21 protein-coding genes are annotated in these 24,610 nt (G+C 38.0%); 8 read left to right on the plus strand and 13 right to left on the minus strand.

Going from position 1 to position 24,610, the window contains the following annotated elements; all coding sequences use genetic code 11:
• Positions 1–215: 215 nt before the first annotated feature.
• The gene (locus B3I52_RS10690) at positions 216–2,672 is read left to right on the plus strand and encodes a zinc-dependent metalloprotease (RefSeq protein ID WP_293301112.1); all 2,457 of its coding nucleotides are present in this window, start codon (positions 216–218) and stop codon (positions 2,670–2,672) included.
• Positions 2,673–3,154: 482 nt separating this feature from the next.
• Here the strand turns inward: B3I52_RS10690 and B3I52_RS10695 are convergent, their stop codons facing one another.
• From B3I52_RS10695 to B3I52_RS10725, 7 genes are all read right to left on the minus strand, one after another.
• The gene (locus B3I52_RS10695) at positions 3,155–5,251 is read right to left on the minus strand and encodes a peptidylprolyl isomerase (protein WP_293301114.1); all 2,097 of its coding nucleotides are present in this window, start codon (positions 5,249–5,251) and stop codon (positions 3,155–3,157) included.
• Between the two features lie 130 nt (positions 5,252–5,381).
• Positions 5,382–6,014 (minus strand): hypothetical protein, encoded by a 633-nt coding sequence (locus tag B3I52_RS10700; RefSeq protein WP_293301116.1) that lies wholly within the window; start codon positions 6,012–6,014, stop codon positions 5,382–5,384.
• A gap of 23 nt (positions 6,015–6,037) precedes the next feature.
• Positions 6,038–7,360: a hypothetical protein gene (locus B3I52_RS10705; RefSeq protein ID WP_293301118.1), complete on the minus strand. Its 1,323-nt coding sequence runs from the start codon at positions 7,358–7,360 to the stop codon at positions 6,038–6,040.
• Positions 7,341–8,078: a type III pantothenate kinase gene (locus tag B3I52_RS10710; protein WP_293301120.1), complete on the minus strand. Its 738-nt coding sequence runs from the start codon at positions 8,076–8,078 to the stop codon at positions 7,341–7,343. The genes B3I52_RS10705 and B3I52_RS10710 overlap by 20 nt, the downstream gene beginning before the upstream one ends.
• A 226-nt stretch (positions 8,079–8,304) precedes the next feature.
• Positions 8,305–9,282 (minus strand): DUF6427 family protein, encoded by a 978-nt coding sequence (locus B3I52_RS10715; protein WP_293301122.1) that lies wholly within the window; start codon positions 9,280–9,282, stop codon positions 8,305–8,307.
• A gap of 86 nt (positions 9,283–9,368) precedes the next feature.
• On the minus strand, positions 9,369–10,355 hold the full coding sequence (locus B3I52_RS10720; protein ID WP_293301123.1) for a glycosyltransferase family protein: 987 nt from the start codon (positions 10,353–10,355) through the stop codon (positions 9,369–9,371).
• A 111-nt stretch (positions 10,356–10,466) separates the two neighbouring features.
• Positions 10,467–11,303 (minus strand): UDP-2,3-diacylglucosamine diphosphatase, encoded by an 837-nt coding sequence (locus B3I52_RS10725; protein ID WP_293301124.1) that lies wholly within the window; start codon positions 11,301–11,303, stop codon positions 10,467–10,469.
• 419 nt (positions 11,304–11,722) lie between these two features.
• On the opposite strand from B3I52_RS10725, the gene B3I52_RS10730 reads away from it, so the two are divergent.
• Positions 11,723–12,790 (plus strand): acyltransferase family protein, encoded by a 1,068-nt coding sequence (locus B3I52_RS10730; protein WP_293301125.1) that lies wholly within the window; start codon positions 11,723–11,725, stop codon positions 12,788–12,790.
• On the opposite strand, the gene B3I52_RS10735 is transcribed toward B3I52_RS10730, so the two are convergent.
• The 5 genes from B3I52_RS10735 to B3I52_RS10755 form a co-directional block, all read right to left on the minus strand.
• The gene (locus tag B3I52_RS10735; protein WP_293301127.1) at positions 12,791–13,042 is read right to left on the minus strand and encodes a DUF4834 family protein; all 252 of its coding nucleotides are present in this window, start codon (positions 13,040–13,042) and stop codon (positions 12,791–12,793) included.
• Between the two features lie 116 nt (positions 13,043–13,158).
• Complete coding sequence (locus tag B3I52_RS10740; protein WP_293301129.1) at positions 13,159–13,359, minus strand: YwbE family protein; 201 nt, start codon at positions 13,357–13,359, stop codon at positions 13,159–13,161.
• A 72-nt stretch (positions 13,360–13,431) separates the two neighbouring features.
• Positions 13,432–15,474, minus strand: a complete 2,043-nt coding sequence (uvrB, locus tag B3I52_RS10745) for an excinuclease ABC subunit UvrB (RefSeq protein ID WP_293301131.1) — start codon at positions 15,472–15,474, stop codon at positions 13,432–13,434.
• A 176-nt stretch (positions 15,475–15,650) separates the two neighbouring features.
• A complete protein-coding gene (locus tag B3I52_RS10750) occupies positions 15,651–18,020 on the minus strand; it encodes a M1 family metallopeptidase (RefSeq protein ID WP_293301132.1) in 2,370 nt (789 codons plus the stop codon).
• 11 nt (positions 18,021–18,031) lie between these two features.
• The gene (locus B3I52_RS10755) at positions 18,032–18,616 is read right to left on the minus strand and encodes a HupE/UreJ family protein (RefSeq protein ID WP_293301134.1); all 585 of its coding nucleotides are present in this window, start codon (positions 18,614–18,616) and stop codon (positions 18,032–18,034) included.
• A 77-nt stretch (positions 18,617–18,693) separates the two neighbouring features.
• Between B3I52_RS10755 and B3I52_RS10760 the strand changes: the two genes are divergently transcribed.
• The 6 genes from B3I52_RS10760 (at position 18,694) to B3I52_RS10785 (ending at position 23,917) form a co-directional block, all read left to right on the plus strand.
• Positions 18,694–19,209: a DUF6702 family protein gene (locus B3I52_RS10760; RefSeq protein ID WP_293301136.1), complete on the plus strand. Its 516-nt coding sequence runs from the start codon at positions 18,694–18,696 to the stop codon at positions 19,207–19,209.
• A gap of 86 nt (positions 19,210–19,295) precedes the next feature.
• Positions 19,296–20,609, plus strand: a complete 1,314-nt coding sequence (locus B3I52_RS10765) for a polysaccharide deacetylase family protein (protein ID WP_293301138.1) — start codon at positions 19,296–19,298, stop codon at positions 20,607–20,609.
• A gap of 122 nt (positions 20,610–20,731) precedes the next feature.
• Entirely contained in the window at positions 20,732–21,376 is a 645-nt protein-coding gene (gene upp / locus B3I52_RS10770; protein ID WP_293301139.1) for a uracil phosphoribosyltransferase, read from the plus strand.
• Between the two features lie 94 nt (positions 21,377–21,470).
• Positions 21,471–22,160, plus strand: a complete 690-nt coding sequence (locus tag B3I52_RS10775) for a YjjG family noncanonical pyrimidine nucleotidase (RefSeq protein WP_293301140.1) — start codon at positions 21,471–21,473, stop codon at positions 22,158–22,160.
• Positions 22,161–22,206: 46 nt separating this feature from the next.
• Positions 22,207–22,569, plus strand: a complete 363-nt coding sequence (locus B3I52_RS10780; RefSeq protein ID WP_293301141.1) for a hypothetical protein — start codon at positions 22,207–22,209, stop codon at positions 22,567–22,569.
• A 22-nt stretch (positions 22,570–22,591) separates the two neighbouring features.
• Positions 22,592–23,917 carry a flippase gene (locus tag B3I52_RS10785; RefSeq protein WP_293301143.1) on the plus strand — a complete coding sequence of 442 codons (1,326 nt, stop codon included), beginning with the start codon at positions 22,592–22,594 and terminating at the stop codon, positions 23,915–23,917.
• Here the strand turns inward: B3I52_RS10785 and B3I52_RS10790 are convergent, their stop codons facing one another.
• Positions 23,918–24,601 (minus strand): FkbM family methyltransferase, encoded by a 684-nt coding sequence (locus B3I52_RS10790; protein ID WP_293301145.1) that lies wholly within the window; start codon positions 24,599–24,601, stop codon positions 23,918–23,920.
• Positions 24,602–24,610 lie beyond the last annotated feature (9 nt).

Here is a 24,610-nt window from a genome sequence, read left to right on the forward strand (position 1 = left end):
GAAAAATTATTAAAAGCCCCAGCAGCTAACTTTTATAGCTCAAACACTTCTTACATCATCGCTTCTAGTTTCAAACTTTTAAATCTTAAACCCCACTTATTTTTTGCCCATTTTTTAACGATACTGAGGTACGTTTTCGATTCTGCATCGTAATAGTGTAAAAACCTGCAGTACAACTGCTGCTAAATAAATGCACAAAAGTTAATCAATAAAAAATGATCACCAAAAACCAAACACTACTAGCCGTATTTGCCTGTTGTAGCATAATGGCCAGCACCACCTATGCGCAAACTCCAAAAACTACGCCACCAACAACAACTGCAGCAACCAATGTTCCGCCAGCCCCTAAAAAGGAATCAATTAAATCTTTTTCAGAAATTGTTACTGCAAAAGCGCAAAGCAAAAAAGGCTTGTTCAATACCCACAAAGTTGATGACAAGTGGTTCTTCGAAATTCCCGATACAATTTTAAACCGAGAAATGCTGGTAGTTACCCGACTCGTAAAAGTTCCTGCAGGTTTAAAAGTTTCAAATCAACAATATGCTGGTGAGCTCCTTAACGAAATGGTTTGGACTTGGGAGCGCCGTGGAAAACAAATCTATATCCGTGTCCCTAGTTACGCAATCAGCGTCGACAAGAACTCGGACATGTACGAATCAGTAAAAAACAGCAACTTATCGGGCATTTTAGCCGCATTTGACATAAAAGCATACAACAAAGACAGTACCGGCGTACTCATTGATGTAAGTGATTTCTACAACGGAGATATTCCTGCGATAGGCCTTTCAGACAATCTAAAAAAAGCTTACAAGGCATCGGCAATAGACGCAACAAAGTCTTACCTAGATAGCATTAGAACTTACCCTCTAAACTTAGAAGTTGGCTCTGTAAAAACGTACCGAGCGGCCGAATCTCCCATAGATAATAGCATTGGTTCAATTACTGTGGCACTTAACACGTCAATGCTCTTACTGCCAAAAACACCCGTGAAACCACGATTAATGGATCCAAGAGTTGGCTACTTTGGCCAAAGCCAAACCGACTATAGTCTTAACGACCATAAAGTAGAGAGAACTAATTACATACGCAGATGGAACTTAATCCCTAAAGATACCGCAGCTTACATGCGTGGAGAGCTCGTAGCGCCTACTAAGCCCATTACAATTTACATTGACCCTGCAACGCCAAAAAAATGGGTTCCGTATTTAATTAAAGGCATTAACGACTGGCAAATGGCTTTTGAAGCGGCGGGCTTTAAAGAGGCCATTTTTGGAAAAGAAGCGCCAACACCAGCTCAAGACCCCGAATTTAGTTTAGAAGATTCGCGATATTCGGTAATTAGGTATTTCCCGTCTAACAAGGCAAATGCTTACGGACCCCATATAGCAGACCCAAGAACAGGCCAAATATTAGAAACGCACATTGGCTGGTATCACAATGTAATGAGCCTTTTAAAAAATTGGTTCTTAATACAAACGGGAGCTGTAAATACCGAAGCTCGCAAGCTAAAACTTAGCGAAGAACAAATGGGCGAATTAATTAGAATTATTTCTTCGCACGAAGTTGGCCACACTTTAGGCTTACCCCATAATTTTGGCTCCAGCGCCGCCTATCCAGTTGATTCGCTACGTTCGAAAACATTTACCGCTAAAAACGGCACAGCACCTTCTATTATGGACTACGCCCGCTTTAACTACATTGCGCAACCTGGCGACGGAGTAACTAACGTACTACCTTCTATTGGACCTTACGACAAATGGGCAATAAAATGGGGCTATACTTGGTTTCCAGGAGGATTAAACGCTCAGCAAGAAAAAGAAAAACTAGATGTATGGACAAGGGAAAGAAGTAAAAACCCTATTTATTTTTATGGTAGTCAAAGTAGCATTCACGACCCACGAAGCCAAGCCGAAGATTTGGGAGACGACCCTATAAAAGCCAGTATGTATGGTATTATGAATTTAAAACGCATTTTACCTAATTTGCAAAAATGGACTTTTGAAAACGGCAAAGATTTTAGCGGATTAAGAGAAACCTACTACGAACTAATTGCCCAATTTGCTCGATACATGGGGCACGTGGTTGCCAATATTGGCGGTGTAAACGAAACCTACAAAACTTATGGAGAAAACGGGACCGCCTTTAGCCATATTCAAAAACAAAAACAACAGGAAGCTGTGGCATTTTTAAACCAACAACTATTTAGTACTCCAAACTGGCTAATACGTAACGAACTGTTAGACAAGTTTGACAATGGACTATTAATCACTCGTATAAAATCTACACAAACAAACATCATTAACAGTATTATTTTACCTGCTAAGTTGGCCAAATTACTAGATAACGAAGCTAGAAACGGCGCAAAAGCATATACACTAACAGATTTGTATAACGATCTAAGAGCAGGGATATTTACCTTAGCAGCACCCGATGATGTTAAGCGCAACTTACAAAGAAGTTATGTAGAAAGATTGGGTGGTTTAATGCTCGAAGGATACAAATACACTCCTGGAGATGCTACATTATCAGATATGGTGCCGTTAACAAGGTTAGAATTAAAGAAGATTGCGGCTTTGGCCAAAACACGTAGCGCCATTGGCAACGAAACAACTAAAGCTCATTACCAAGAGTTAGAGGTTAAAATAAACAATCTTTTAAATCCGAAAAAATAACCATTTAACCTTACAAACATAAATTCTGTATGACTAGCAGCTTCTCTCGTCATACAGAATTTATTCTCTATCATCAAAATAAAAACTAAGAGTGTAAAACTATAAAGCTAAGTGCGATTACAATTTAACAGACTGATAATTTTACATTACGTGTTTAATCTAACCGAGCCTGAACCAAATTTACCGCGACGTGAAATTTGCCGTTCATCGTGCTGATCTGTAGTGAAACGGAAAGCTACCTGTAAATATATTTAAGCTTCTGCTTTAATGGCTATTTTAGCTCTTTCAACAACCTTACAGAACTCAGGTTATATAATTACCCAAATCGTTAACCGAACTCAAATTTACTAGTGCAAATAAAGCATCCAGGGTGTAAGAGCATGAATAGCACCTTGGTTTTGCTGTGCATCTGCGGAAAAAAATTAAACAAAAAAAATAGGGTACTCTAAACGAATACCCTATTTTCTTTTTGCAAATTTCTATTAATAGAACTTCACACGATTGTCTTTAATATCGCTCTTATCTTGTAACACTTGGAAAGCACTACCTAAAGAACGTTGGCTAATGCCCATTAACATCGATTCTTTTTGTTTAAATGTATTTGCTAAAGGAGCTGGATTAGTAAATCCTTGCACCACAAATGCGTAAACACCTCTGTCGCCGGTAATGGCTTTAGATAATTTACCTACTTGCGATCCAAAAACTGCACCTACCACTTTGTTTTCTTGCGATAAACCAGGGATAATGGGATTAGCAAATACCATGTTTTGAACTGGTGTAGCTGTTTTACCTAATTTTTGCGCTACTGCATCAATACTTGAAGCCCCCGCTAATGCCTTATCGAATTTTTCGGTTAGCATTTTAGCTTTTTTAGCGTTTAATACCTGCGGCTCAATTTGTTTCTTTACATCTTCTAAAGAAAGTTGTCCTTTTGGTTTAATGCCCGTTACTTGAGCAATTACGTAAGCATTGTCCATGGTGTAAACCTGTGCCAATACATCGCCTTTATCGGCTTCGTAAGCATCTCTAATTAACTGGCGAGGATTGTCTAAACCTGGGGCATAACCTTGTGTGGCTGTAATTCTATCGGCTAAACCAACCGTATAACCTTGTTTTTGAGCTAAGGCACTAAAATTATCGGCTTTTACTTCGGTTAAAAATGCGGTTGCTTTTTTGTAGGCTGCATCTCTAGTTTTTTGACTAGGCGATAGGTTTTTCTCTATATAAGCTAGCTTAACCACTTTAGAAGAACCTACTTGTTTTTCAATTTTGATAACGTGGATACCGAACTGAGATTTTACAATTTTGATGTCGCCAGTACGGCCATCAAAAGCAGCATTTTCAAACTCTGGAACCATGGCACCACGAGCAAATGTACCTAAGCTACCTCCTTGGTCTTTAGAACCATCAACACTATATTTTTTAGCTAGCTCGGCAAAACTGCTTCCGCCTTGTGCTAATTGTTTTAACGAATCGGCTAATTTAAGCGCCTTATCATCTCCGCTAGCTTGTGCTGGGTTAATTAAGATATGGCTAGCTTTTACCGAGTCTGGAGAGAAACGGCTATCTACCACTTTAATTAATTTATACGAACTGCCAGAAAATTTAGGTCCGTAGAAACTTCCTGCCGGATAGTTAAAAATTACAGAATCAACTGCCGGATCTAATTTTCCTTTAGAAATGTAAGAGTAAGGTATTTTTACATCAGAGTTGTTTGCCGAGAACAACGAGTCGTTTGGCGTAGTTCTAAAATCGGCAGCTAATTTTTCTACCTGAGTTTTTACCAAAGCACTATCGGCAGCAGTTGGTTCTATGCTGAAAGAAACGTATTGTATATCTCTTGTTTCTTGCGGATTATCGAAACGTTTTTTGTTCGCTTCGTAATATTCTTTATAATCGGCATCTGTTAGCTTAACATTTGCATCAAGAATAGAGCTATAATCAAGGGTTACATATTTAAAGTTTACCAATTTGTTACGGTTTACGTACTCGTCGTTAGCCTCTAAGCTGGACACGTAAACAGAGTTGCTAATTAGTTTGGTATATTTTTGTTGTAAAGCTTGTTTTTCAATTTCTCCTTCTAGCAACAACCATTGTTGTGCTAATTGAGGATTTTTGTCTCTAGATTTTAGAGAAGTTATTACAGCAGCTCTGTCAAACTCGCCAGTTTGTGGATTGCCAAAATATTGCGTAATTAAAGGGCTAGGGTTTTTACCTTGCACTAAATCAAAAAGTTCATCGGCCGAGATGGTTAAGCCTGCACGGTCAAATTCTTTGCCTAAAACAATGTTCGCAATTTCCGATTGCCAAGCCTGATCAACTGCCATTGACTGCATTTGAGCGTTCATTACACCGCCATATTGTTGTTTAAACTGTGCAGAGGTTTGCTCTACTTTAGCGTTAAACTGATCGTACTTGATGTCTTCGCCGTCAATAGTACCTACTACCGTTCTAGATGAATTAAGAAAAGATTGGCCAGTAGTGAAAACATCTCCAATTAAAAATGCAATTATTGCGAAACCTATTGCTCCTATCAGTATAGCACCTGCACGATTACGCAAAAAAGTCATTAAACCCATATTATTCTTTTATATTAATTTTAATTTAAGAGGGCGCAAGATACAAAATTGCACCAAATTAGAAAATATTAAATTTTAATTGTTTTTTTAGTGGAGAACTAGAAACATATCGGCTTCAAAACGAGCTCGATTAGGGTATTTTTCCGTTCTCTACATTTGCGGTTCCAGAGGGCATGGTAATGCTGTAGGTGCTAAAATCTTGCGGTGCCGAAAAACTGGTGCCATTTAAAACGTTGCCATCTTTGGTGGTTACTGTGCCAGCCGGCGAAGTGTATAAGCGTTTGTTCTCATCCCAAGTTAGCTCTTCGGTAGTAAAAGTCATGTTGTCGGTAACCACTACCACGTTTTTTCTAAAAATAGTAATTCGCTCGGTTTCTTTGTTAATGGCATAATCTGAAGTAATAGTGCCTTTGTTTTTTAACAAATCATCTAAGAAATAAATTTTTACACCTTTTGGCATCTCGCTGTAAGCGCCACCTGCCGATGGGGTAACTTTATCTAAAATAGGAGCGTAGCCTTTTGCCTTTACTTTGGCCGAATCGCTATAAATAACTTCTACGCCGTACGTACGGTCTTTAGTTAAGGTAACTTTGTTTGCAGCAATAGACGATACTTTTTTTAAATCATCGCCACCGCAAGAAGAAAACAAGAAGTGAAAAGTGAAGAGTAAAAAGTAAAAAGTGTTAGGCATTAAGCTCGAAACTCGATGGTAAGGGTTTGTTGCCCATCTACTATTGACCATTGACCACTGACTATTTGCCATTGTTTACAATTCAGCAATGCTGTCTAATCAAACCTAAACCTTTGGAACCATCTGTCGTTTAGCATAAAACTAAGGTGGAAGTTTACATAGCGTTCTTGGATTAAACCATTGTCTATTTTACCTCTTCTGCCTATTTCTGCAGCAACGTTCATTTTATAAAACGATGATCTGGCATAAGACGCTAAAGGCAAACCTAACCCAACAGTTACAGCCATTTGTTTTACATCTTCATTGTTCATGTTAACGTATGTTTTGTCGTAGCTGAAACCTAAACGGTAATCTACCCTTTTAAAATAACCGTTTATGGCCGATAGGTCTGGTGTAAATTGGCCACCAACCGAAAAGCCATAAGTATCTTGAAGGTTTTGTGCTGTGTTATCTATTGACATTTCGGACCATTTGCCCATGCGATAATCTGCACCAAGCAACCATTTGTTCTCTTTTTGTAAGGTAAAGCCAAAGTTGTGCACTAGGGGCAACTTTAATTTAGTTTTTGCATTTTCGGTAGCGCTAAGCGTATCTATTGCAGACTGTTCGTTACCTTGTTGGTCTTTATGGTAAATGGTAACGTATTGACTTTTTTCTACATTTAACTTAGCGTTAGATGAACCAGAATAACCCAATACCAACGATGTTTTATTGCCTAAATTAAAATCGTATTGTGCGCCATAGCTATAATTAAGACCGTATATGCTGTTTTTAAGTTGGTCGCGAGAATTAATTGCGCCAGCATCGGCATATTCGGTAGAGCGGCTTTGAATTAAATTGCCGAAAAGATATTCTACATTGGCGCCAAGCCTAAAATGATCGCCAAATTGCAAGCCATAGCCTAAATAGGCCTTAGATAGACCACCTTCGCCATTGTAAAGATAATCTACTGTTTTTAGGCTTGTACCAGTACCTACTGTTGCTGTATTTTTAAAATCGTAGCCCAATTCTGAATAGGGTAAGATACCAATGCTAAGTGCCGATTTTCTGGTTACAGGAAAGGCCATTGCCACGTGGTTTAAAGAAGAGTTAAAGCTGTTTTCGCTTAAACTGCTAGTTTTTAACTGGGTAATGCTACCCGAAACACCAATATCTAAAGTGGTTAGGTTAATGCCCGCATAAGATGCTGGGTTTTGCATATTGATGTTATTGATATAGCTAGACCTAAAAACACCTGCAGAAATGCCGCCCATAGCTCTTTGTTGCGGTAAAACGGCATCCCTAAGATTACCTAAACCAAATTTAGAGTAAGGAGATTGTACGGTTGTTTGTGCATGCGCTCCTAAAGAGAAAACCAGCATACACGCAACATATACATACTTAATTTTATTGTTCATTTTATAATGTAATAACTTCATTCAATCCTTTTAAAACCAGATAGGGTTCGTGAGTAATCTGGGCGGCAAATATGCTATTTTTTAATTGCTTGGTCAAAAAAAGCGAGTCGCCACCGGTTAATATTACTTTTAAATTTTTATTTCTTTTATGTTCTATGGCAATAAATCCTTCAATTTCATTAACGGCTCCTTGTAAAACACCGCGTTTAATGGCATTTTGGGTATTGGTGCCTTCTGCAATTTCGGTTTGCGCTTTATTCCAGTTAACCAAAGGCAGGCGTCCGGTATAATGGTTTAAAGCGTTAAAACGCATATTTAAACCTAAGCTTATACTTCCTCCAAAGTATTCGTCGGTTGCGGTAAGCACATCGTAAGTAATGCAGGTCCCGGCATCAATCATCAATGTATTACTGCCCCTATATAAACAATGCGCCGCTATTACTTTTGCCCACCTGTCTAAGCCTAAGGTGGTAGGGCTTTCATAGTGGCTTTTTACTTCTCCAGTTATTGCAGTGCCGAAACGGGTATAACGGGTATTTTTTTTCAGCAATGTTTCTAAATTTTCAATCTGGTTGCTCACGCTAGAAACTGTCGAATTTTCTATCCGATATTCGTTAATGAGGTTTAAGAGGCCGTTCTCTTCTACTTTTTCAAGCTGCTCGAAATGAATGAGTTCTTTTTGCTCAAAGACTGCTAGTTTGCTAAAAGTGTTGCCAATATCTATAACCAGATTACGCATCAATATTTACTTAACAAACCATAAATTACGAATAGGAAGAAACATCGTTATCAGTTTCATGCCACAAAGCTATTAATCTTTGACAAGTTTCGAGGTATCAATTTGTTAAAAAAGGTTAAAGAGCCACAAATAGTCCGAGGTCGGAAAGTCAGCTGTCCGAAGCCGTAATGCTTATGGGAGTATGGCGCATAGGGCTTGGGGATTTTATCTTCGGACATCGAACTTTTTAAACAAACAGAAAGTACTGAATACAGATAACTAAAACGACAAACAATGTTTCATATAGCCATCTTTTTTTAGCATTAGAGAAATAATAGGCCAACAACACAGCTCCAGGGGGTACGCAAAGTAGAAAATGAGCTAAAGTTACCCCCCGTTTTGTATAGAAGCTTAAAGCGCTTACTACAAACATAAAAAACAACATTTGAAACGCTTTACGGGTACTAATAAAACTCCTAAAAAAGTTTTCTCGTAGTTGAATAACGGCCATAATCATGATGATGCCTACTGGTATTAACACCAAATAATCGTTATAGTTAATTTGTAGATTGCTCGGGAACTTATTGGTTAGTGGTTGCCAAATAACCATAAAGTGCTTAATGTTGTCGTTTAAGTAATAAAAAACAGCCACTACTATAAAGATGGTTAAAAAGCCCATGATGCCGGAAATCCATTCACGCCAGTTGAAGGGACGATACATTAACAGGCTTAACCACAGCATTAACAACAATAAAATAAACGGAAAATAGATGAGCGTACCAATGGCAATCAGCATACCTACATCGAACATAATGCTCATGGCACTGGTAGCTTTTGATAATTTGAGAAACTTATCTATAATCACTATGATTAAAAAATTGCAGATTAAAGCAGGACTGAGTACAAAAAACTGAAGAAACAAACTAGTGCCCGTAACGTATAGCAAAGCTGGCAAGTAGCTGGGTTTGGCCAATAAGCCGTGGTTGTTTATAATTCTGTTAAAAATAAGTGCTTGTACCAAAGTAAAGCATGCGGCAAGAATCACATTTGCCTCCACAGAAAGCGGGTTTTTGGGAAGGTTGATGAATAGCTTGGTATAGGGTTCTAATATTTCAAAAGATAATTCGGGAGGTAGGTTAAAAAAAATGGCAATACGCATAAAAATGGCGTAAGCTACCAATAGCAACAAATTAAGTGGATGTAAATTTCTAAACTGATTAATCATGCCAAGTTGAAAGTAAAAAGTTGAAGGTAGAAAGAATGTGTGGCACCTTAATCCTTTAACTTAAACCTGCAACAAAGTAAAGCAATTTATCTGGCAAAAGTATTTACGGTATGTGCAATAATTGCAGCCGTTTCGTCAGGGAAATCGAACCGGTGCTCTTGTGGGTTGGCTACAAAGTTTTTTAAAATAGGCACCCAATTGTGGTTGCTGCCCCAAATTACTGGTAATCCGAATTGCTTTAAGGCATAAGCGTTGCATTGCTGTTCGTACTGAAAACGCATTGGTGCAACCAGTAATTTTTTGCCCAAATGTAAGGCTTCTGCCGGCCCCTCGAAACCGCCACCGGTAAAAACGCCTTCGCAGCTCGCCATGCTTTTATTAAACTTCTCGTTGTTAATAGGCTCAACAAATACGTTTCCATTTGCATAGGCTATTTTGGTATGTTTAGAAAAAACTTCCCAGCGTACCTGCGGAATTTGCTGCAATACATTTACCAAATCTTTGTCGTCAATTGCAGGCAGGTAAACGGTATAATGCCCTAAATTAGTTGGTCTTAATTGTCTAATCTCGCTTCTAATTACAGGTTTATAGATAAAATCGTCATACCTGTCGAAATGGAAACCGATATGATGGGTAGTTGGGGCATATCGGCTTAAAATTAGCTTCCCCCAGTCTGTCGTTTTTGGGCGGGGCACCTTTTTAGATTTAAAAGCCGCCTGATGGCTTAGCGAAATACTCTCTATGTTTTGCAGTTTACAAGCCCAAGCAGAAATAGGTTCAAAATCGTTTAAAATAAGGTTGTATTCGCGTAGCGGAATAACTTTCATGTCTTTTCTAAACTGGAAAAGATCCATGTTCTTCCAAGTTTTATAATGATCTACGCCACCTTTTTTCCCGAATATGAAACTGAAACCATGAAAGTTGTACTTAATTTCTTGGGCTAGCTTTACATCAACCTGTGTGCCCGAAATCAGTAAATCTACTTGGCCATGTTGTTGTAAAAGCGGAACTATTTCTCTCGCTCTGCTCACATGCCCATTGCCCGTTCCTTGTATGGCATAAAGTATCTTCATTTGGCTTCTAATATCTGTATTTTTCAGAAGTATTTATAGTTTTAATTGAATCTGTCTTAACTTTATTTTCCTTTGGTTTTATAGTCGATAAAATTATGATGATTTTAGGTGCTAGGCTATTTCTATTTTAATTTTCTGCAATAAAATATTTACATCTAGCTTGCTGGTTAAGTCTTCTCCGTCTTCTATCTCGTCTTTTGTAAAATTACGAGCGTCGTATTTAAAAACCGCCCAATTACCCTTGTTGTACTCTAAGGCGGTTAGGTTTTCTATCCAGTCGCCACTGTTTAAATACATAACTCCGCCATTTTCTGTTAAAATATTTATTTTTTCTGGGTGATGGATGTGCCCACAAACTACATACTGATAACCGTTTTCTATGGCAATTTCTGCAGCTGTTTCTTCAAAACTATTGATGAATTTAACAGCATCCTTAAACTTGGTTTTAATTTTTTTAGAGAAGCTCATTTTTTCCTTGCCCCAAAAAGTAAGCAATGAGTTTACAATACTATTCAATAAAATTAAGCTGTCGTAACCAATTGCGCCCAACTTTGCCAACCACTTGGAGTGTTGCATGGTTACATCGAAGATATCGCCATGAAAAAACCAGGCTTTTTTCCCGTCAAGCTCCATCACTAATTTATTTTGGAGGTAGAACGATCCCAGGTTCATATCTGCAAATTTGCGTAAGAGCTCATCGTGGTTGCCGGTAAGGTAATATACATTTACGCCCTCTACTACAAACTTCATGAGTTTTCGTACTATTTTCATGTGTGTTTCTGGCCAATAACGCTTACTAAACTGCCAAATATCAATAATATCGCCATTTAGAATAAGTGTTTTTGGCTTAATGCTTTTTAGGTATTTTAACAGTTCTTTGGCTTGGCAGCCATAGGTGCCCAAATGTACATCAGAAATTACGGCAATTTCTACATTCCTTTTTTCCATAAGCTAGTTTTAAAAGGCAAAAAAGACAGGGTTACTAACGGAAAGTTCAATTTATTGGTTCAAGTTTTATTCATCTTCTTCTTCGCTAACGATTAACTCGTACGGACTAAAGAAAAAGGCTACTACAGCAACTAAACCTACAAATAGCAACAGTTCAAGCATTTTTAACTATTATCTTCTGCAAAAATCTTTAGTGCCGATTAACTGAGTGTTAAGGCATCGTTATGTTTTTTTGAGAAGTAAATGTTGTGGTTCTTTTCTACCGATGAAACCTGTGCCACAAGCATACCATAAGAAGATAGAAATCAACGTTTAAATCCGGCTTCACCTCAATAGGATTTGGGTAACAGTGTAGGTGCATAAAACTTCTTGCGCAAACCAATCAAAATAGTTATCCTTGAAACTTTATCCAAAGTCAAATGAGTAACCTTTCTTCTTCCGTAGCACTGAACACAAAAAAGCATTTCGAAATTTTAGATGGCTTGCGTGGTATTGCCGCACTTGGTGTAGTAGTATTTCATTTTATTGAAATGTACACCCCACATCCTGATGATTTGATAGCTCATGCTTATTTAGCCGTAGATTTTTTCTTCTGCCTATCGGGTTTTGTGGTTGCCTATGCTTACGACGACAGGTTACCAAAAATGGGATTGAAGACATTTTTTAAACAGCGATTAATTAGGTTGCATCCCTTAGTAGTTTTAGGTACGATATTAGGTTTGTTAGGCTTTATCTTTGATCCGTTTGGTACCCAATGGGAAACTTACAGTGGTTGGACAATGGTGTTACTTTTTTTGGCCTCAATTTTAATGATCCCTTATCCAATAATTGCAGAAAGAGCTTTCAATAATTTTGGATTAAATGCACCAGCTTGGACACTTTTTTGGGAATATGTAGCCAATATGGTGTATGCATTGGTACTGCATAGACTAAAAAGAACTTGGTTATTACTATTAGCCTTGTTGGCTGCAATTGTGCTGTTTTACATTTCTAGGTCGGCAGGCAATATTAGTGGCGGTTGGGCAGGCAACAACTTTTGGCACGGAGGGGCTAGGGTAGCTTTTTCATTTTTAGCGGGCATGTGCGTATTCCGTTATCAAGCCATTATTAAAAACAAATTGGGTTTCCCTTCATTGGCATTATTACTTGCCTTGGCTTTCTTTGTACCTTATAACGATAACTGGAATTGGTTTGTAGAGCCTTTGATTATTGTTTTTTACTTTCCGTTTTTGGTGGCTTTGGGAGCGGGTGCTGTGCTAAACCCAGCGCACCAAGGTGTTTGCAGGTTATCGGGGCAGCTTTCTTACCCACTTTATATTACCCATTATTTTGTACTTTGGGCATTTGGTAATTATTACGCACAAGCGCAGCCTAGTCACCAGACCTTAGCTTGGGTAATACCATCATTAATTATAGGGCAAATAATTATTGCCTATTTGGCCATGAAGTTCTATGATTTGCCAATTAGAAAATGGCTTTCGAGATAACTATTTTACTTCTTCGTAATCTACAAATTCGCCTAATTTATCTGCGTTGCCTTTTCTTTTTTCTTTTTCGGGCATGTGGTCTATAGAAATAGTACCCTCTGGCCTAGCTGGGCGTTGTTGCTGGCCTGTGGCCTGTTGCTGCATTTTGCCAAAGGCATTTCTAATTACGGCAGGAAAAATCATCCTTACCAGTAATCTAATTACCCATAAAACAATAATTGCTATTAATAGAAAATTTAAAATATATCCCATTTTTTATAGTATTACTACAAATATAGACTTTGCGCTTTAGTTTTTGTTTCAAATAACGGTTTTCATTGCAATTTCATTACAATTGAGCTGCTGTTTAATTCATTTGTTACAAAAAGTCAATCTTCTTCCACTATTTCACAAACCCTACCTATCTGCCCATCTTCTAGCCGTACCTTTATTCCTCTAGAATGAAAAGCTGAGGAAGTCAATAATTTTTCTACCACACCGTAAGTTACGTTTCCGTTTCTTTGGTCTTTTTTAAGGATGATGCCCACTTCTAAACCTGGGTATATATCTTTTCTGTTTTGTCCTTGCATAAATTAGTTCTGGTTGATTAGCCATTGGCTCAATAGACATATTAAAACGTAGCATTTATGACGTAAAACTTATTACTTGCCTCCAAATCTCTCTTCAAATACTTTCTCCAAAGCAAACATTTCATCACGTAGGCGAGCTGCCAATAAGAAATCCATTTCTTTAGCTGCTTTTTGCATCTCCTTACGGGTTTTGTCGATAGATTTTTGCAATTCTGGCTTGGTCATGTATTGCACCACTGGATCTGCAGCAATGCTCACCTCATCTACTTCTACATAAGCTTTGGCCCTGTTTTTTTGTTTTTCAGAAACTTCTAACACCGAAGTTTGCTCCATAATTTCTTCTCTGGTTTTACCTACGGTTTTTGGTGTAATGCCATATGTTAAATTGTAGGCAATTTGTTTTTCTCTACGCCTATTGGTTTCGGTAATGGTACGCTCCATAGAGTCGGTCATATCATCAGCATACATAATTACACGGCCTCTATCGTTACGGGCAGCACGGCCAATGGTTTGTATCAAAGCCCTGTCCGAGCGCAAGAAACCTTCTTTATCTGCATCTAAAATCGCTACAAAACTTACTTCAGGCAAATCTAATCCTTCACGTAATAAGTTAATTCCAATCAGCACATCAAACTCGCCTAAACGCAGGCCACGTAATATTTCTACACGTTCTAAAGTTTTTACTTCAGAGTGTATGTAACGACATTTGATATTTAGCCTGTCCATGTATTTGGTTAATTCTTCGGCCATACGTTTGGTTAGGGTAGTTACCAAAACGCGGTCGCCCTGCTTAATGGTCTTATCAATCTCGTCTAACAAATCATCTACTTGGTTAATTGCTGGGCGTACTTCAATTAGCGGATCTAACAAGCCTGTTGGCCTAATTACCTGCTCTATTACCACACCTTCCGATTTTTGCAGCTCGTAATCTGCTGGAGTAGCACTTACATAAATGGTTTGAGGAGCCAAGTTTTCAAATTCTTCAAAGTTTAATGGGCGGTTGTCTAAAGCCGATGGCAAACGGAAACCATATTCTACCAGCGATAATTTACGAGACCTATCGCCACCATACATGGCTCTAATTTGCGGTACGGTTACGTGGCTTTCATCAATCACCATTAGGTAATCGTCTGGAAAATAATCTAACAAGCAGAAGGGGCGCATGCCGGGCGAACGACCATCGAAGAAGCGAGAATAGTTTTCAATTCCAGAACAGTAGCCCAGTTCTTTCATCATTTCAATATCGAAGTTTACACGTTCTTCTAATCGTTTGGCTTCGAGGTTTAGCCCATCTGCCAAAAGTTGGGTTTTACGTACTTCTAATTCCTCTTGTATGCCCCAAATAGATTGGTTAAATCTGTCTTTAGGTGTAACAAATAGATTGGCTGGATAGATGGCAATATCTTCTAATTTTTCTAGGGTTTTGCCAGTTATGGGGTCAATGGCCGAAAGTTCCTCAATATCATCTCCAAAGAAAGAAATACGATAGGCGTAGTCCATATAGGCTGGATAAATATCTACGGTATCGCCTTTTACCCGGAAAGTTCCACGCTTAAAATCGTTGATGGTACGAGCATATAAAATTTCTACCAGGTGGTGTAAAAAAGCATTCCTACTTACTCTTGTACCCACGCCAAAGCGATATACCGATTTTGAGAAATCTTCGGGATTGCCCATACCATAGATACACGATATAGAAGAAACGATAATGACATCTCTACGGCCAGAAATTAAGGCCGACGTAGAGCGTAAACGCAGTTTTTCTATCTCTTCATTGATTTGCAAATCTTTCTCTATGTAGGTATTGGTAGTGGGCATGTAAGCCTCTGGCTGATAATAATCGTAGTAGGAAACGAAGTAATTTACTGCATTTTCTGGGAAGAACTGTTTCATTTCTCCGTACAACTGCGCTGCCAAAGTTTTGTTATGACTAAGGATTAAAGTAGGCTTTTGTGTTTGCTCAATTACGTTGGCAATGGTAAAGGTTTTTCCAGAGCCAGTTACGCCCAATAAGGTTTGATAATGTTCGGCTGCATTTACACCTGCAACCAATTGCTTTATGGCACCTGGCTGGTCGCCAGTGGGTTTATAATCGGAGATGAGCTTGAACTTCATTATTACAAAGATACGGTTTAGGGGTTAAACAAAATTAGAGGAAAGAAGTTATTGCTTTTATCTTTTTCTATTAATAAAAACATCAAAAATTACCACGTCGTTCTTCCGGGAAATGACGACTAAAACCAACAAGAAAGCCCCGATAAATCGAGGCTTCAGGTATGATCCGAGAATTATTATTTTCTTTTTTTAACTTCAAATTGCATTGGGTTTACACCTTCTGACTGCCCTCGGCCAGTTGCAGCTTGTGCCGCCTTAAACAATTGGAATTTAGATGATGTAGCTTCTACGGCTCCCCAAGTATTGTTGTTTTCGTTAATGTCGGCAGTTTCGCGGAAAGGATCTACTTTAATTGCTGCAACTTCCTTATCTAATACATAAAATTTAGCTGTTTTAAGCTCATTCAGCCTCCAGATTTGTGCGGGTATTCTATCTACTATTTTAGAGCCATCTTTAAAAGTAAACTCTACAATAATTGGCATTACCAAACCACCTTTATTGCTAAAATTAAGTTCGTAGAAATGTTTGTTGCTATATTTTGCTTTTTCTTCGTTTGTAAATTGTTCAAAAGGCAACTTTATTTCTTTGGTTTTTACTTTGCTACTATCAACCTGTACCAAACCTCTGGCATATTTCCAGTAGAAATCACGAGCTTCTAAATCTTGATCTGTATAGAACTTAATTCGCTTGTCTTCTCTGTTTCTCTGCTTGCTAATATCATCATCAGTTAATAGGGGCTTATCCACTGTTGGTTTTTCTATCTTGGTTTTTGCTGGCTTAACAAAATCGGCTTTTGCATATTTTACTTCATCCAAAGAGATGTCACACGCATCGGTACTGTAAAACCAACCTCTCCAAAACCAATCTAAATCTTCGCCGCTGGCATCTTCCATGGTTCTAAAGAAATCTGCCGGCATTGGATGTTTAAACGCCCATCTTCTAGAATATTCTTTAAAGGCATAATCGAAAAGTTCGCGGCCCATAATGGTTTCACGAAGGATATTTAAACCTGTAGCGGGTTTAGCATAAGCATTAGGGCCGAACTGCACAATATTTTCCGAATTAGACATAATAGGTTCTAATTGGTCTTTTGGCAAGCTCATGTAAGGTACAATGGCATAAGCCGGCCCCCGTTTGCTCGGGAATTTATCATCCCAAGAAGATTCGGTTAAGAACTGTGTAAAGGTATTCAAGCCTTCGTCCATCCAGCTCCACTGGCGTTCGTCGCTATTAATGATCATTGGGAAGAAATTATGTCCCACTTCGTGAATAACTACGCCAATCATTCCATTTTTCACGGTTTCGCTATAGGTTCCATCTTCGTTGGTTCTTCCGTAATTAAAACAAATCATTGGATATTCCATACCATTAGCAGCTTCAATACTTTGTGCTACTGGATAGGGATAGGGAATGGTAAAATCTGAATAGGTTTTGATACTGTGCGCAACCACTCTGGTTGAGTATCTGCTGTAAAGATTGTAGGCTTCTTTTCCGTAGAAACTCATGCAAAGCACATCTTTGTTTGCTACTTTTTGGTTCATGGCATCCCAGATGTACTTACGTGATGACGTCCAAGCGAAATCTCTCACATCTTTAGCATGGAAAACCCAAGTTTTTTTAGCGGTCGATTTTTTGGCTTCGGCAGCTTTAGCTTCGGCCAAGGTTACAATCTCTACTGGTGCTTTTGCAGTTTTTGCCATGTTAAACCTAGATAGTTGTGTTGGTGTTAGCACTTGCGAATAGTTTTGGCACTCGCCTGTAGAGCCCACCAAGTGATCTGCTGGCACGGTCATTTGCACTTTAAAATCGCCAAAGGTTAAGGCAAATTCGCCCCTGCCGGTAAACTGATGATTTTGCCAGCCTTGAAAATCGCTGTAAACACAAAGACGTGGATACCATTGCGCCATGGTAAATAAGTAGTTGCCGTCATTTGGGAAATACTCATAGCCACCTCTGCCTCCTTTTGCAATTCTATCAACAATTTTATAATTCCAATCGATACTGAAAACGAATTTATCACCAGATTTTAGTACCGGTGTTTCAATTCGCATCATGGTTTTATTGATGGTGTATTTTAGGTTTTTACCTTGCGCATCAGTAATTTTTAGGATATTAAATCCAAATCCGTTATTTGCGGTTGTCAGTGCAAAATTTTCCAACTGCTTATCTGTGGCACCTTTGGGCATCTTTGTTGCACTCTGGTAACCGGCATTTTTAAGGTTGCTATGCTGGTTTTCGTCGAGTTGTATCCAAATATAAGTTAATGGGTCTGGCGAATTATTATAGTAAGTAATGGTTTCGCTTCCTTTTAAGGTCTGCGTATTTTCGTCCAATTCGCACTTAATATCGTAATCGGCACGTTGTTGCCAATACTTTACTCCTGGAGCGCCGCTCGCTGTACGTTGTTCGTTAGGGGTAGGTAAAATGGTGCCCAATTGTTCGAACTTGTTTCCATGGTTACTACCTGGATTGTTTTGGATGTTTTGTGCCATAACTGCCGAAGCAAATAGTGTAGCACTTAAACAAAAACCGTAAAATCTTTTCATCTGGTATTATTTTAAAAAGGTATTCGCTGCAAAGCCATTTGTAAAGCTAATGCAAAAATAGCGGATGATACAAATATGATCCAATCTCGTTGTCTTATTTTGAAGAAATATAGGAGAATGCCCGATATCAGCATAATTAAAGCTACAAAAATAATTTGCCCTACTTCTAGCCCTAAATTGAAGCCAAATAAACCCCAACCTATGTATTGGTCTTTTGCCAACATCATACGCACCGAATTTGCAAAGCCCATGCCGTGAATTAGCCCAAAAAATAGCGCCAAATAGTAGTTAATTTGTACTCCTTTTAGCTTTTTACCGTTTCTAAAAAGATTGGCTATTGCAGTGATGAATATGGTACATGGAATTAAAAACTCTACCCATTTACTGTCAAAACGAATGATATCTAAAGCACTGAGCGCTAAAGTAACCGAGTGGCCGAGGGTAAAGGCTGTAACCAATATTAAGATTTGTTTGATCTGTTTGGTGGTGTAAATAGCTACCAATGCCAAAATAAACAATTGGTGATCTAACGCATCTAAGCTTACAATATGCGACCAACCTAACTCAAAATAGAATAAGAAATCGGAAAACGACATATTAAAGTTAAATTTTTGCTGGTTAATTGTTGCCTAAGTTAGTTTCTTTCTATTACTTTTAAGGCTTAGTTAAAAAAATGAACCCAATATTTTCAAAATTGTTACTTATTTTACTAATTCCTTTTGGTTTTTTAGCAAAAGAAGAAGTAAAAAAACACCCATTTCATGTTAGCAATACCGAAGTATCTCATAATTCGAAAAACAAATCTTTAGAAATTACTTGTAGAATTTTTACTGATGATTTTGAAAATATATTGAGCAAGCAGTTTAAAAGTAAAGTTGACCTGTACTCGAAAAGCCAAAAAAAGGAGATGAGTGCTTTTGTGAAAAGTTATCTAGCAACCAACTTAAAATTAATGGTTGATGGCAAGGTGCTTAGGTATAATTATTTAGGTTTCGAAAACGACCATGAAGCAACCAATGTTTATCTTGAAATAGGAAATGTAACTACTTTTAAATCGCTCGGTGTAGCCAATAGTATCTTGTATGATTTGTTTGAAGATCAGATGAATATTCTCCATGTGGATAAGAATGGGGAGAGAAAAAGTACGAAAGCAAGTTTTCCGGAAAGAAAAATGATGGTTACTTTCTAAAAAACAAGGGTACAAGTTTATCGGTTAATCGTATAAATTTTAAGATCATCAAAGCATTGAGAATAAACTTTTTCCTATCTTAGAAGATGCAATTACTTGTTTATACTCCACAGGTTACGCCACGTGTTAAATACATTTTCAATTTTATCTTTAGAGAAGTATTGCGTTGCGATTTTGAATTTACCAGCGTGGCCAAACATTTTATGGCATACGAGGGGCCTAAATTTAGCTACGCTAGCGCTCCTTTAAATAAAGAACTCTTTTTCAAAGCCGATGGGCTGCTTTCTAAGAACAGTATAGAAACTTTAACAATTTCGACTACTGATTTTGGCGCTGAGCGGGTGCCTTTTGCCGTTGAAAATAGCGCATTGCCCTTTGATATTTTTGCCGCTTCATTTTACTTTGTAAGCAGGTATGAAGAGTATTTGCCCTACACGCCCGATGAGCATTTTAGGTATCCGGCAAAGCTGAGCTTACAGTTTGAATTGGGCTTGTTAAAAGTTCCTATAGTTGATCAATGGGGCGTTATCTTAAAAAATTTATTGCTCAATAAGCTAAGCAATCTTTATTTTGGGAGTAGAAAGTTCGAGTTTATACCAACTATTGATATTGATAGGGCTTATCATTTCAAGTCGAGCGGCGTAATTAAAAATACACTTCGTTTTATTAGGGCAATAGCCAAAGGCGATACAGAGCGGTTAAGCAATATTGTAAATACTGGCCTGGGGAAGCGAAAAGATCCTTTTGATACTTATCAATTTTTACGTCAAATACATGAAAAATACGGATTAACATCTATTTTCTTTTTCTTGCTTTCGCATAAAGGCGATAGAAACCACGATATAAATATCCATCCAAATGACGAATTGCTACAACAACTCATTAAGGATACCCAAAAGGTAGCCAAGATTGGTATTCATCCTTCTTACGCATCTAACAGCAACGTAGTGAAGCTAAAAGAAGAAAAAGCATTACTTGATGCTTTATTAGAAAAAAACATTGATCTCTCGAGACAGCACTACTTAAAGCTTCATTTACCGAAAACCTACCTGCAATTGATAAAAGCGGGCATAAACCACGATTACACTATGGGTTATGCATCTCAGGTTGGCTTTAGGGCTGGCACTTGCACACCTTTCTTTTGGTACGATTTACAGCTAGAAAAGCAGTCGCACTTAAAGGTCCATCCTTTTGCGGTGATGGATGCCACTTTAATTAGGTACTTAAAACTATGGCCGGCTCAGGCCAGCATGTTAATTAACGAACTTGTAGAAAGCGTAAAAATGGTAGATGGCACATTTTACAGCTTATGGCACAACGAAAGCCTCTCGGAAACGGGACATTGGAAAGGTTGGAAGGAAGTTTATGAAAAAATGATGGCACTATCGGTAGTCGGTTAGCCGTTTTTGGTGAGAGGCAATTAAGTGCAGTTTCTTTCAGCGATTATGCTTAGGGTTTCTAAAATATCATAAGTTCCGTACAGAAATGGTAATTCGTAAATCTAAAATTGTAAATTTAAAGCATGATATACGACCTTAGCAAAAACAGTTCTATTGCACGCACTTTTATTTCCGAGTTGAGAGACGAGCGCATTCAAAAAGACGCCATGCGTTTTCGCAAGAACATGGAACGTTTGGGCGCTTTCTTCGCTTACGAGATTAGCAAAACACTAAGCTATAAAGAGGTTGAAACCCAAACACCGTTGGGTATTGCCCTTAGTTCTGTTTTAGCGCAACAACCTGTTTTGGCTACTATTTTAAGAGCAGGTTTACCCATGCACCAAGGCTTGTTAAGCGTTTTTGATCAGGCCGAATCTGCTTTTATTACTGCTTATCGTAAAACTAAAAAGAATGGAGATTTTATTATACAAATGGAACATATTTCGGCTCCAGATTTAGAAGGGAAAACGGTAATATTGGCCGATCCCATGTTGGCTACAGGGCAAAGCATAGTGCTTTGTGCCAAAGAGCTGATTGATGCGTACAAAATTGAAAAACTACATATTGTTTCTGCCATTGCGAGTACCGAAGGAGTTGCCCACGTAAGAGCGCACCTGCCCAAAGCAAATTTATGGCTGGGCGCCATTGATGCCGAAATGACCAGTAAAAGCTATATCGTGCCGGGCTTAGGCGATGCCGGAGATTTGGCGTATGGCGAAAAACAATAATTGGCTTGGTTGTCAGTTTAAGGCAATAAAATTGAACTTGCCTTATCGCATCATTTAATTAGACCTACCTTTACAAGCTTATAAACGGAATATTTTGATTAAACACATTTTCTTCGACCTTGACCACACCATTTGGGACTTTGACCGCAACGCCTACGAAACCTTAATGGAACTTTATGCACACCATAGGCTAGCAGATTTAGGTTTAACTTCGGCCGAAGAATTTATTGCCACTTACACCGTTAACAATCACCAACTTTGGGCGCAATATCATTTAGGGAAGATAGATAAGCAAACACTTAGACAACAGCGTTTTAGAAAAACTTTTCTCGAATTAGGTTTAACGCCAGAATTAATTCCAACAAAGTTTGAAGAAGATTTTGTAAACATAGGGCCAACCAAAACCAACCTTTTCGAAAGTGCCGAGAAAGTGTTAAACTATCTTCAAAACAATTATCATTTACACATTATTTCTAACGGATTTAAGGAAGCTACCTTAACTAAAATGAAGGTTTCTAACCTTAATCCTTATTTTAAAAATGTAGTTATTTCTGAAGATGTTGGTGTAAACAAACCAGACAAGGCCATTTTTGAATACGCGTTAAACTTAGCACAGGCACAAAAAAAAGAAAGTATCATGATTGGCGACAGCTTAGAAGCAGATATTTACGGCGCCCAGAACTTTGGTATGAAAGCTATTTTCTTTAACCCGCTGAAAGCTCAAAAGCCTGATGACGTAGCACAACAAATTCATCATTTGGAAGAATTGTTAAATCAATTTTAATAAAAATACCTTGGGCTAAGCCCTTATACAACTTTAATAGATTAACATGAGAAAAATAGTTTTAGCATTAGTAGCAGCAGCAACCTTAGTAGCTTGTAGCAGTAAAAACACTAACGAAACGCAGGCGGCCAACCAAGATGGGTTACCTGCCCCTTCGGCAACTACAGCCAACCAAAGAGGCCTGTTAACCAATCCTGAACATGGCCAACCAGGACACGATTGCGCCTTGCCAGTAGGAGCGCCCTTAGCACAAAAAATAGCTACTACTCCGCAACCCGCACCTGATAATGCTACGCCAACAGCTCCGCAACCAGTTGCAGAAAAGCCATCGATTACCCAAAAATTAAACCCTGCACATGGCCAACCAGGACATGATTGTGCTAAACCTGTTGGTGCCCCGTTAAGTTAACATGCTATTTTATTCTGCATAAATGAAGCTGCCCCACATTAAAGGTTTCGACCAAGATGCATTAAATAAGTATTTTAAGAATACGGGCCTTTTAATGTTTGGTCGGGTGGGTAGTATGGCTATCAAAATGATTGTTAACATTATGATGGCCAATTATTTATTGGCCTCAAATTATGGCGTGTTAACCGCCTCTTTAGCCTATGTATTTCTTTTTGCATCGGTAGCGGGGCTAGGTCTTGATAGCTTTATTGTAAAAGAACTGCATAGGCAACCGTTAAAACGTAATCAGATTTTAGGCACTTCTGCTCTATTGAAAGCTGTTGCAGGCGTTTTATGCATACCTGTTATTTTTTTAGCTTGGCAATTTTTTCCGCAAGATAATATCCCTTATTATTTTATTTTTATCCTTTCGTTTACAGGTTTTTTTCAATCATTAACCGTTGTCGATTCCTATTTCCAATCCGAAGTTCAATCCAAATACATTATGTATGTTCAAATTGCTGGGAACTTAATTTCAGCAATGATTAAACTAGGGTTGATATATTTTTCCTCACCTCTTTTATACTTTGTTTATGCTACAATTTTTGATGTCATTTTATTATCTATAGGATATTTTTTGATGTATGAACGCAAGGGGAGAAGTGTTTTTCAGTGGACTTTCAATAACGAAATTGCTAAAAATCTCCTCAAGCAATCTTGGCCATTAATTATATCAGGTATCATGGTGTCAATTTATATGAAAATTGATGTTTTAATGTTAAACAAGATGCTCCCAAATGGAGCAGAAGAAGTTGGGGCTTATGCAACAGTAGTAATGTTTAGTGAAGCTTTAAACTTTGTGCCTGTAGCTATTGTTACCTCGCTTTTTCCTGCTATTTTAAATGCTAGAAGAGACGACCCTATTCGTTATCAAAAACGGTTACAGAACTTGTTTGATTTGATGGTTTGGCTAAGTTTAGTATTTGCAATATTCATCAGCTTTGCATCGCCAATTATTTATAGGTTATTTAAACCAGAATTTGCTACTGCCGCTCCTGTTCTAGCGGTACATGTTTGGGGCAGTCTTTTTGTTTTCTTAGGCGTAGCAAGTACACAGGTGCTTATAGCCGAAGGTTTAAACAGACTAACTTTCATACGGACAGGATTTGGAGCAATAGTTAATATCGTTCTAAATTTCTTACTGATACCTACCATGGGAATGATGGGGACTGCCATAGCCACACTAATAGCCTATGCTTCTACCAACTTTCTGTTATTGTTTGTGAAGAAAACTAGAAAACAGGGGGTAATGGTTGTAAAATCTCTCTTTCTTATCACGTTGTTTGAGAAAGTATCAAAAAAAAATTAGCTACTTTCTATAAATGCAAGTACGCAAAGTTTTTGCAAAAAACTTGTAACCTTTCTCTTTCAGAAATTGATATATGGGCGATTTGCTGATTTCATCAACATCTACATTCTCCTCAACCAAAATTACTTCTGGCTGGTATTTGTCCCAATTGTTAGATAGTAAAACTTGATAATCCAATCCTTCTACATCTATAGAAATAAAGTCTATTTTTTGCCCAATAGGCAGATATTTATCAAAGACTTCCGATAGTGGTAAAACATCTATATCCAATCTTTTGATAATTTTATATTTTTTAGATTCGCTATCTATTCGTTCGGAAACTTCTTTAGAAAAGCTATTTAAGGCTGGTTCGTTAAAACAATGGAAGGTTAAGCTACCTTTCTCAGGGCTTATGCCAATATTTAAATTGATATCCCTCTTTCTAAATAATTTGAACGCTTTTATTGCATCTGGGGTTGGTTCTATATTAATTCCTCTCCAACCTCTGTTATAAAAATATTTTGTGTTCGAAAACCTAACGGGATGGTGTGCGCCAACATCCACAAAAAAACCTCTATACCTTTTTTTTTGCTCAAATAGAGCTTTCAAAATCATGTCCTCGCCATCTTGAGAGAAAGATTTACTGAACTGGAAATAGTAGGTTGGCAAAAATTTCTTCAGCTTTTGTTTCACGAAATTAATCATGGCTAAAAA

Origin of the sequence: Pedobacter sp. UBA4863, assembly GCF_002399615.1 — a bacterium.
Taxonomy (GTDB): Bacteria; Bacteroidota; Bacteroidia; order Sphingobacteriales; family Sphingobacteriaceae; genus Pedobacter.

What these genes read in the sequence shown, in the direction of transcription:
- B3I52_RS10690 (WP_293301112.1), top strand. Translation starts at nt 216, where the DNA reads ATGATCACCAAAAACCAAACACTACTAGCCGTATTTGCCTGTTGTAGC.
- B3I52_RS10695 (WP_293301114.1), bottom strand. Translation starts at nt 5,251, where the DNA reads ATGGGTTTAATGACTTTTTTGCGTAATCGTGCAGGTGCTATACTGATA.
- B3I52_RS10700 (WP_293301116.1), bottom strand. Translation starts at nt 6,014, where the DNA reads ATGGCAAATAGTCAGTGGTCAATGGTCAATAGTAGATGGGCAACAAAC.
- B3I52_RS10705 (WP_293301118.1), bottom strand. Translation starts at nt 7,360, where the DNA reads ATGAAGTTATTACATTATAAAATGAACAATAAAATTAAGTATGTATAT.
- B3I52_RS10710 (WP_293301120.1), bottom strand. Translation starts at nt 8,078, where the DNA reads ATGCGTAATCTGGTTATAGATATTGGCAACACTTTTAGCAAACTAGCA.
- B3I52_RS10715 (WP_293301122.1), bottom strand. Translation starts at nt 9,282, where the DNA reads ATGATTAATCAGTTTAGAAATTTACATCCACTTAATTTGTTGCTATTG.
- B3I52_RS10720 (WP_293301123.1), bottom strand. Translation starts at nt 10,355, where the DNA reads ATGAAGATACTTTATGCCATACAAGGAACGGGCAATGGGCATGTGAGC.
- B3I52_RS10725 (WP_293301124.1), bottom strand. Translation starts at nt 11,303, where the DNA reads ATGGAAAAAAGGAATGTAGAAATTGCCGTAATTTCTGATGTACATTTG.
- B3I52_RS10730 (WP_293301125.1), top strand. Translation starts at nt 11,723, where the DNA reads ATGAGTAACCTTTCTTCTTCCGTAGCACTGAACACAAAAAAGCATTTC.
- B3I52_RS10735 (WP_293301127.1), bottom strand. Translation starts at nt 13,042, where the DNA reads ATGGGATATATTTTAAATTTTCTATTAATAGCAATTATTGTTTTATGG.
- B3I52_RS10740 (WP_293301129.1), bottom strand. Translation starts at nt 13,359, where the DNA reads ATGCAAGGACAAAACAGAAAAGATATATACCCAGGTTTAGAAGTGGGC.
- uvrB (WP_293301131.1), bottom strand. Translation starts at nt 15,474, where the DNA reads ATGAAGTTCAAGCTCATCTCCGATTATAAACCCACTGGCGACCAGCCA.
- B3I52_RS10750 (WP_293301132.1), bottom strand. Translation starts at nt 18,020, where the DNA reads ATGAAAAGATTTTACGGTTTTTGTTTAAGTGCTACACTATTTGCTTCG.
- B3I52_RS10755 (WP_293301134.1), bottom strand. Translation starts at nt 18,616, where the DNA reads ATGTCGTTTTCCGATTTCTTATTCTATTTTGAGTTAGGTTGGTCGCAT.
- B3I52_RS10760 (WP_293301136.1), top strand. Translation starts at nt 18,694, where the DNA reads ATGAACCCAATATTTTCAAAATTGTTACTTATTTTACTAATTCCTTTT.
- B3I52_RS10765 (WP_293301138.1), top strand. Translation starts at nt 19,296, where the DNA reads ATGCAATTACTTGTTTATACTCCACAGGTTACGCCACGTGTTAAATAC.
- upp (WP_293301139.1), top strand. Translation starts at nt 20,732, where the DNA reads ATGATATACGACCTTAGCAAAAACAGTTCTATTGCACGCACTTTTATT.
- B3I52_RS10780 (WP_293301141.1), top strand. Translation starts at nt 22,207, where the DNA reads ATGAGAAAAATAGTTTTAGCATTAGTAGCAGCAGCAACCTTAGTAGCT.
- B3I52_RS10785 (WP_293301143.1), top strand. Translation starts at nt 22,592, where the DNA reads ATGAAGCTGCCCCACATTAAAGGTTTCGACCAAGATGCATTAAATAAG.
- B3I52_RS10790 (WP_293301145.1), bottom strand. Translation starts at nt 24,601, where the DNA reads ATGATTAATTTCGTGAAACAAAAGCTGAAGAAATTTTTGCCAACCTAC.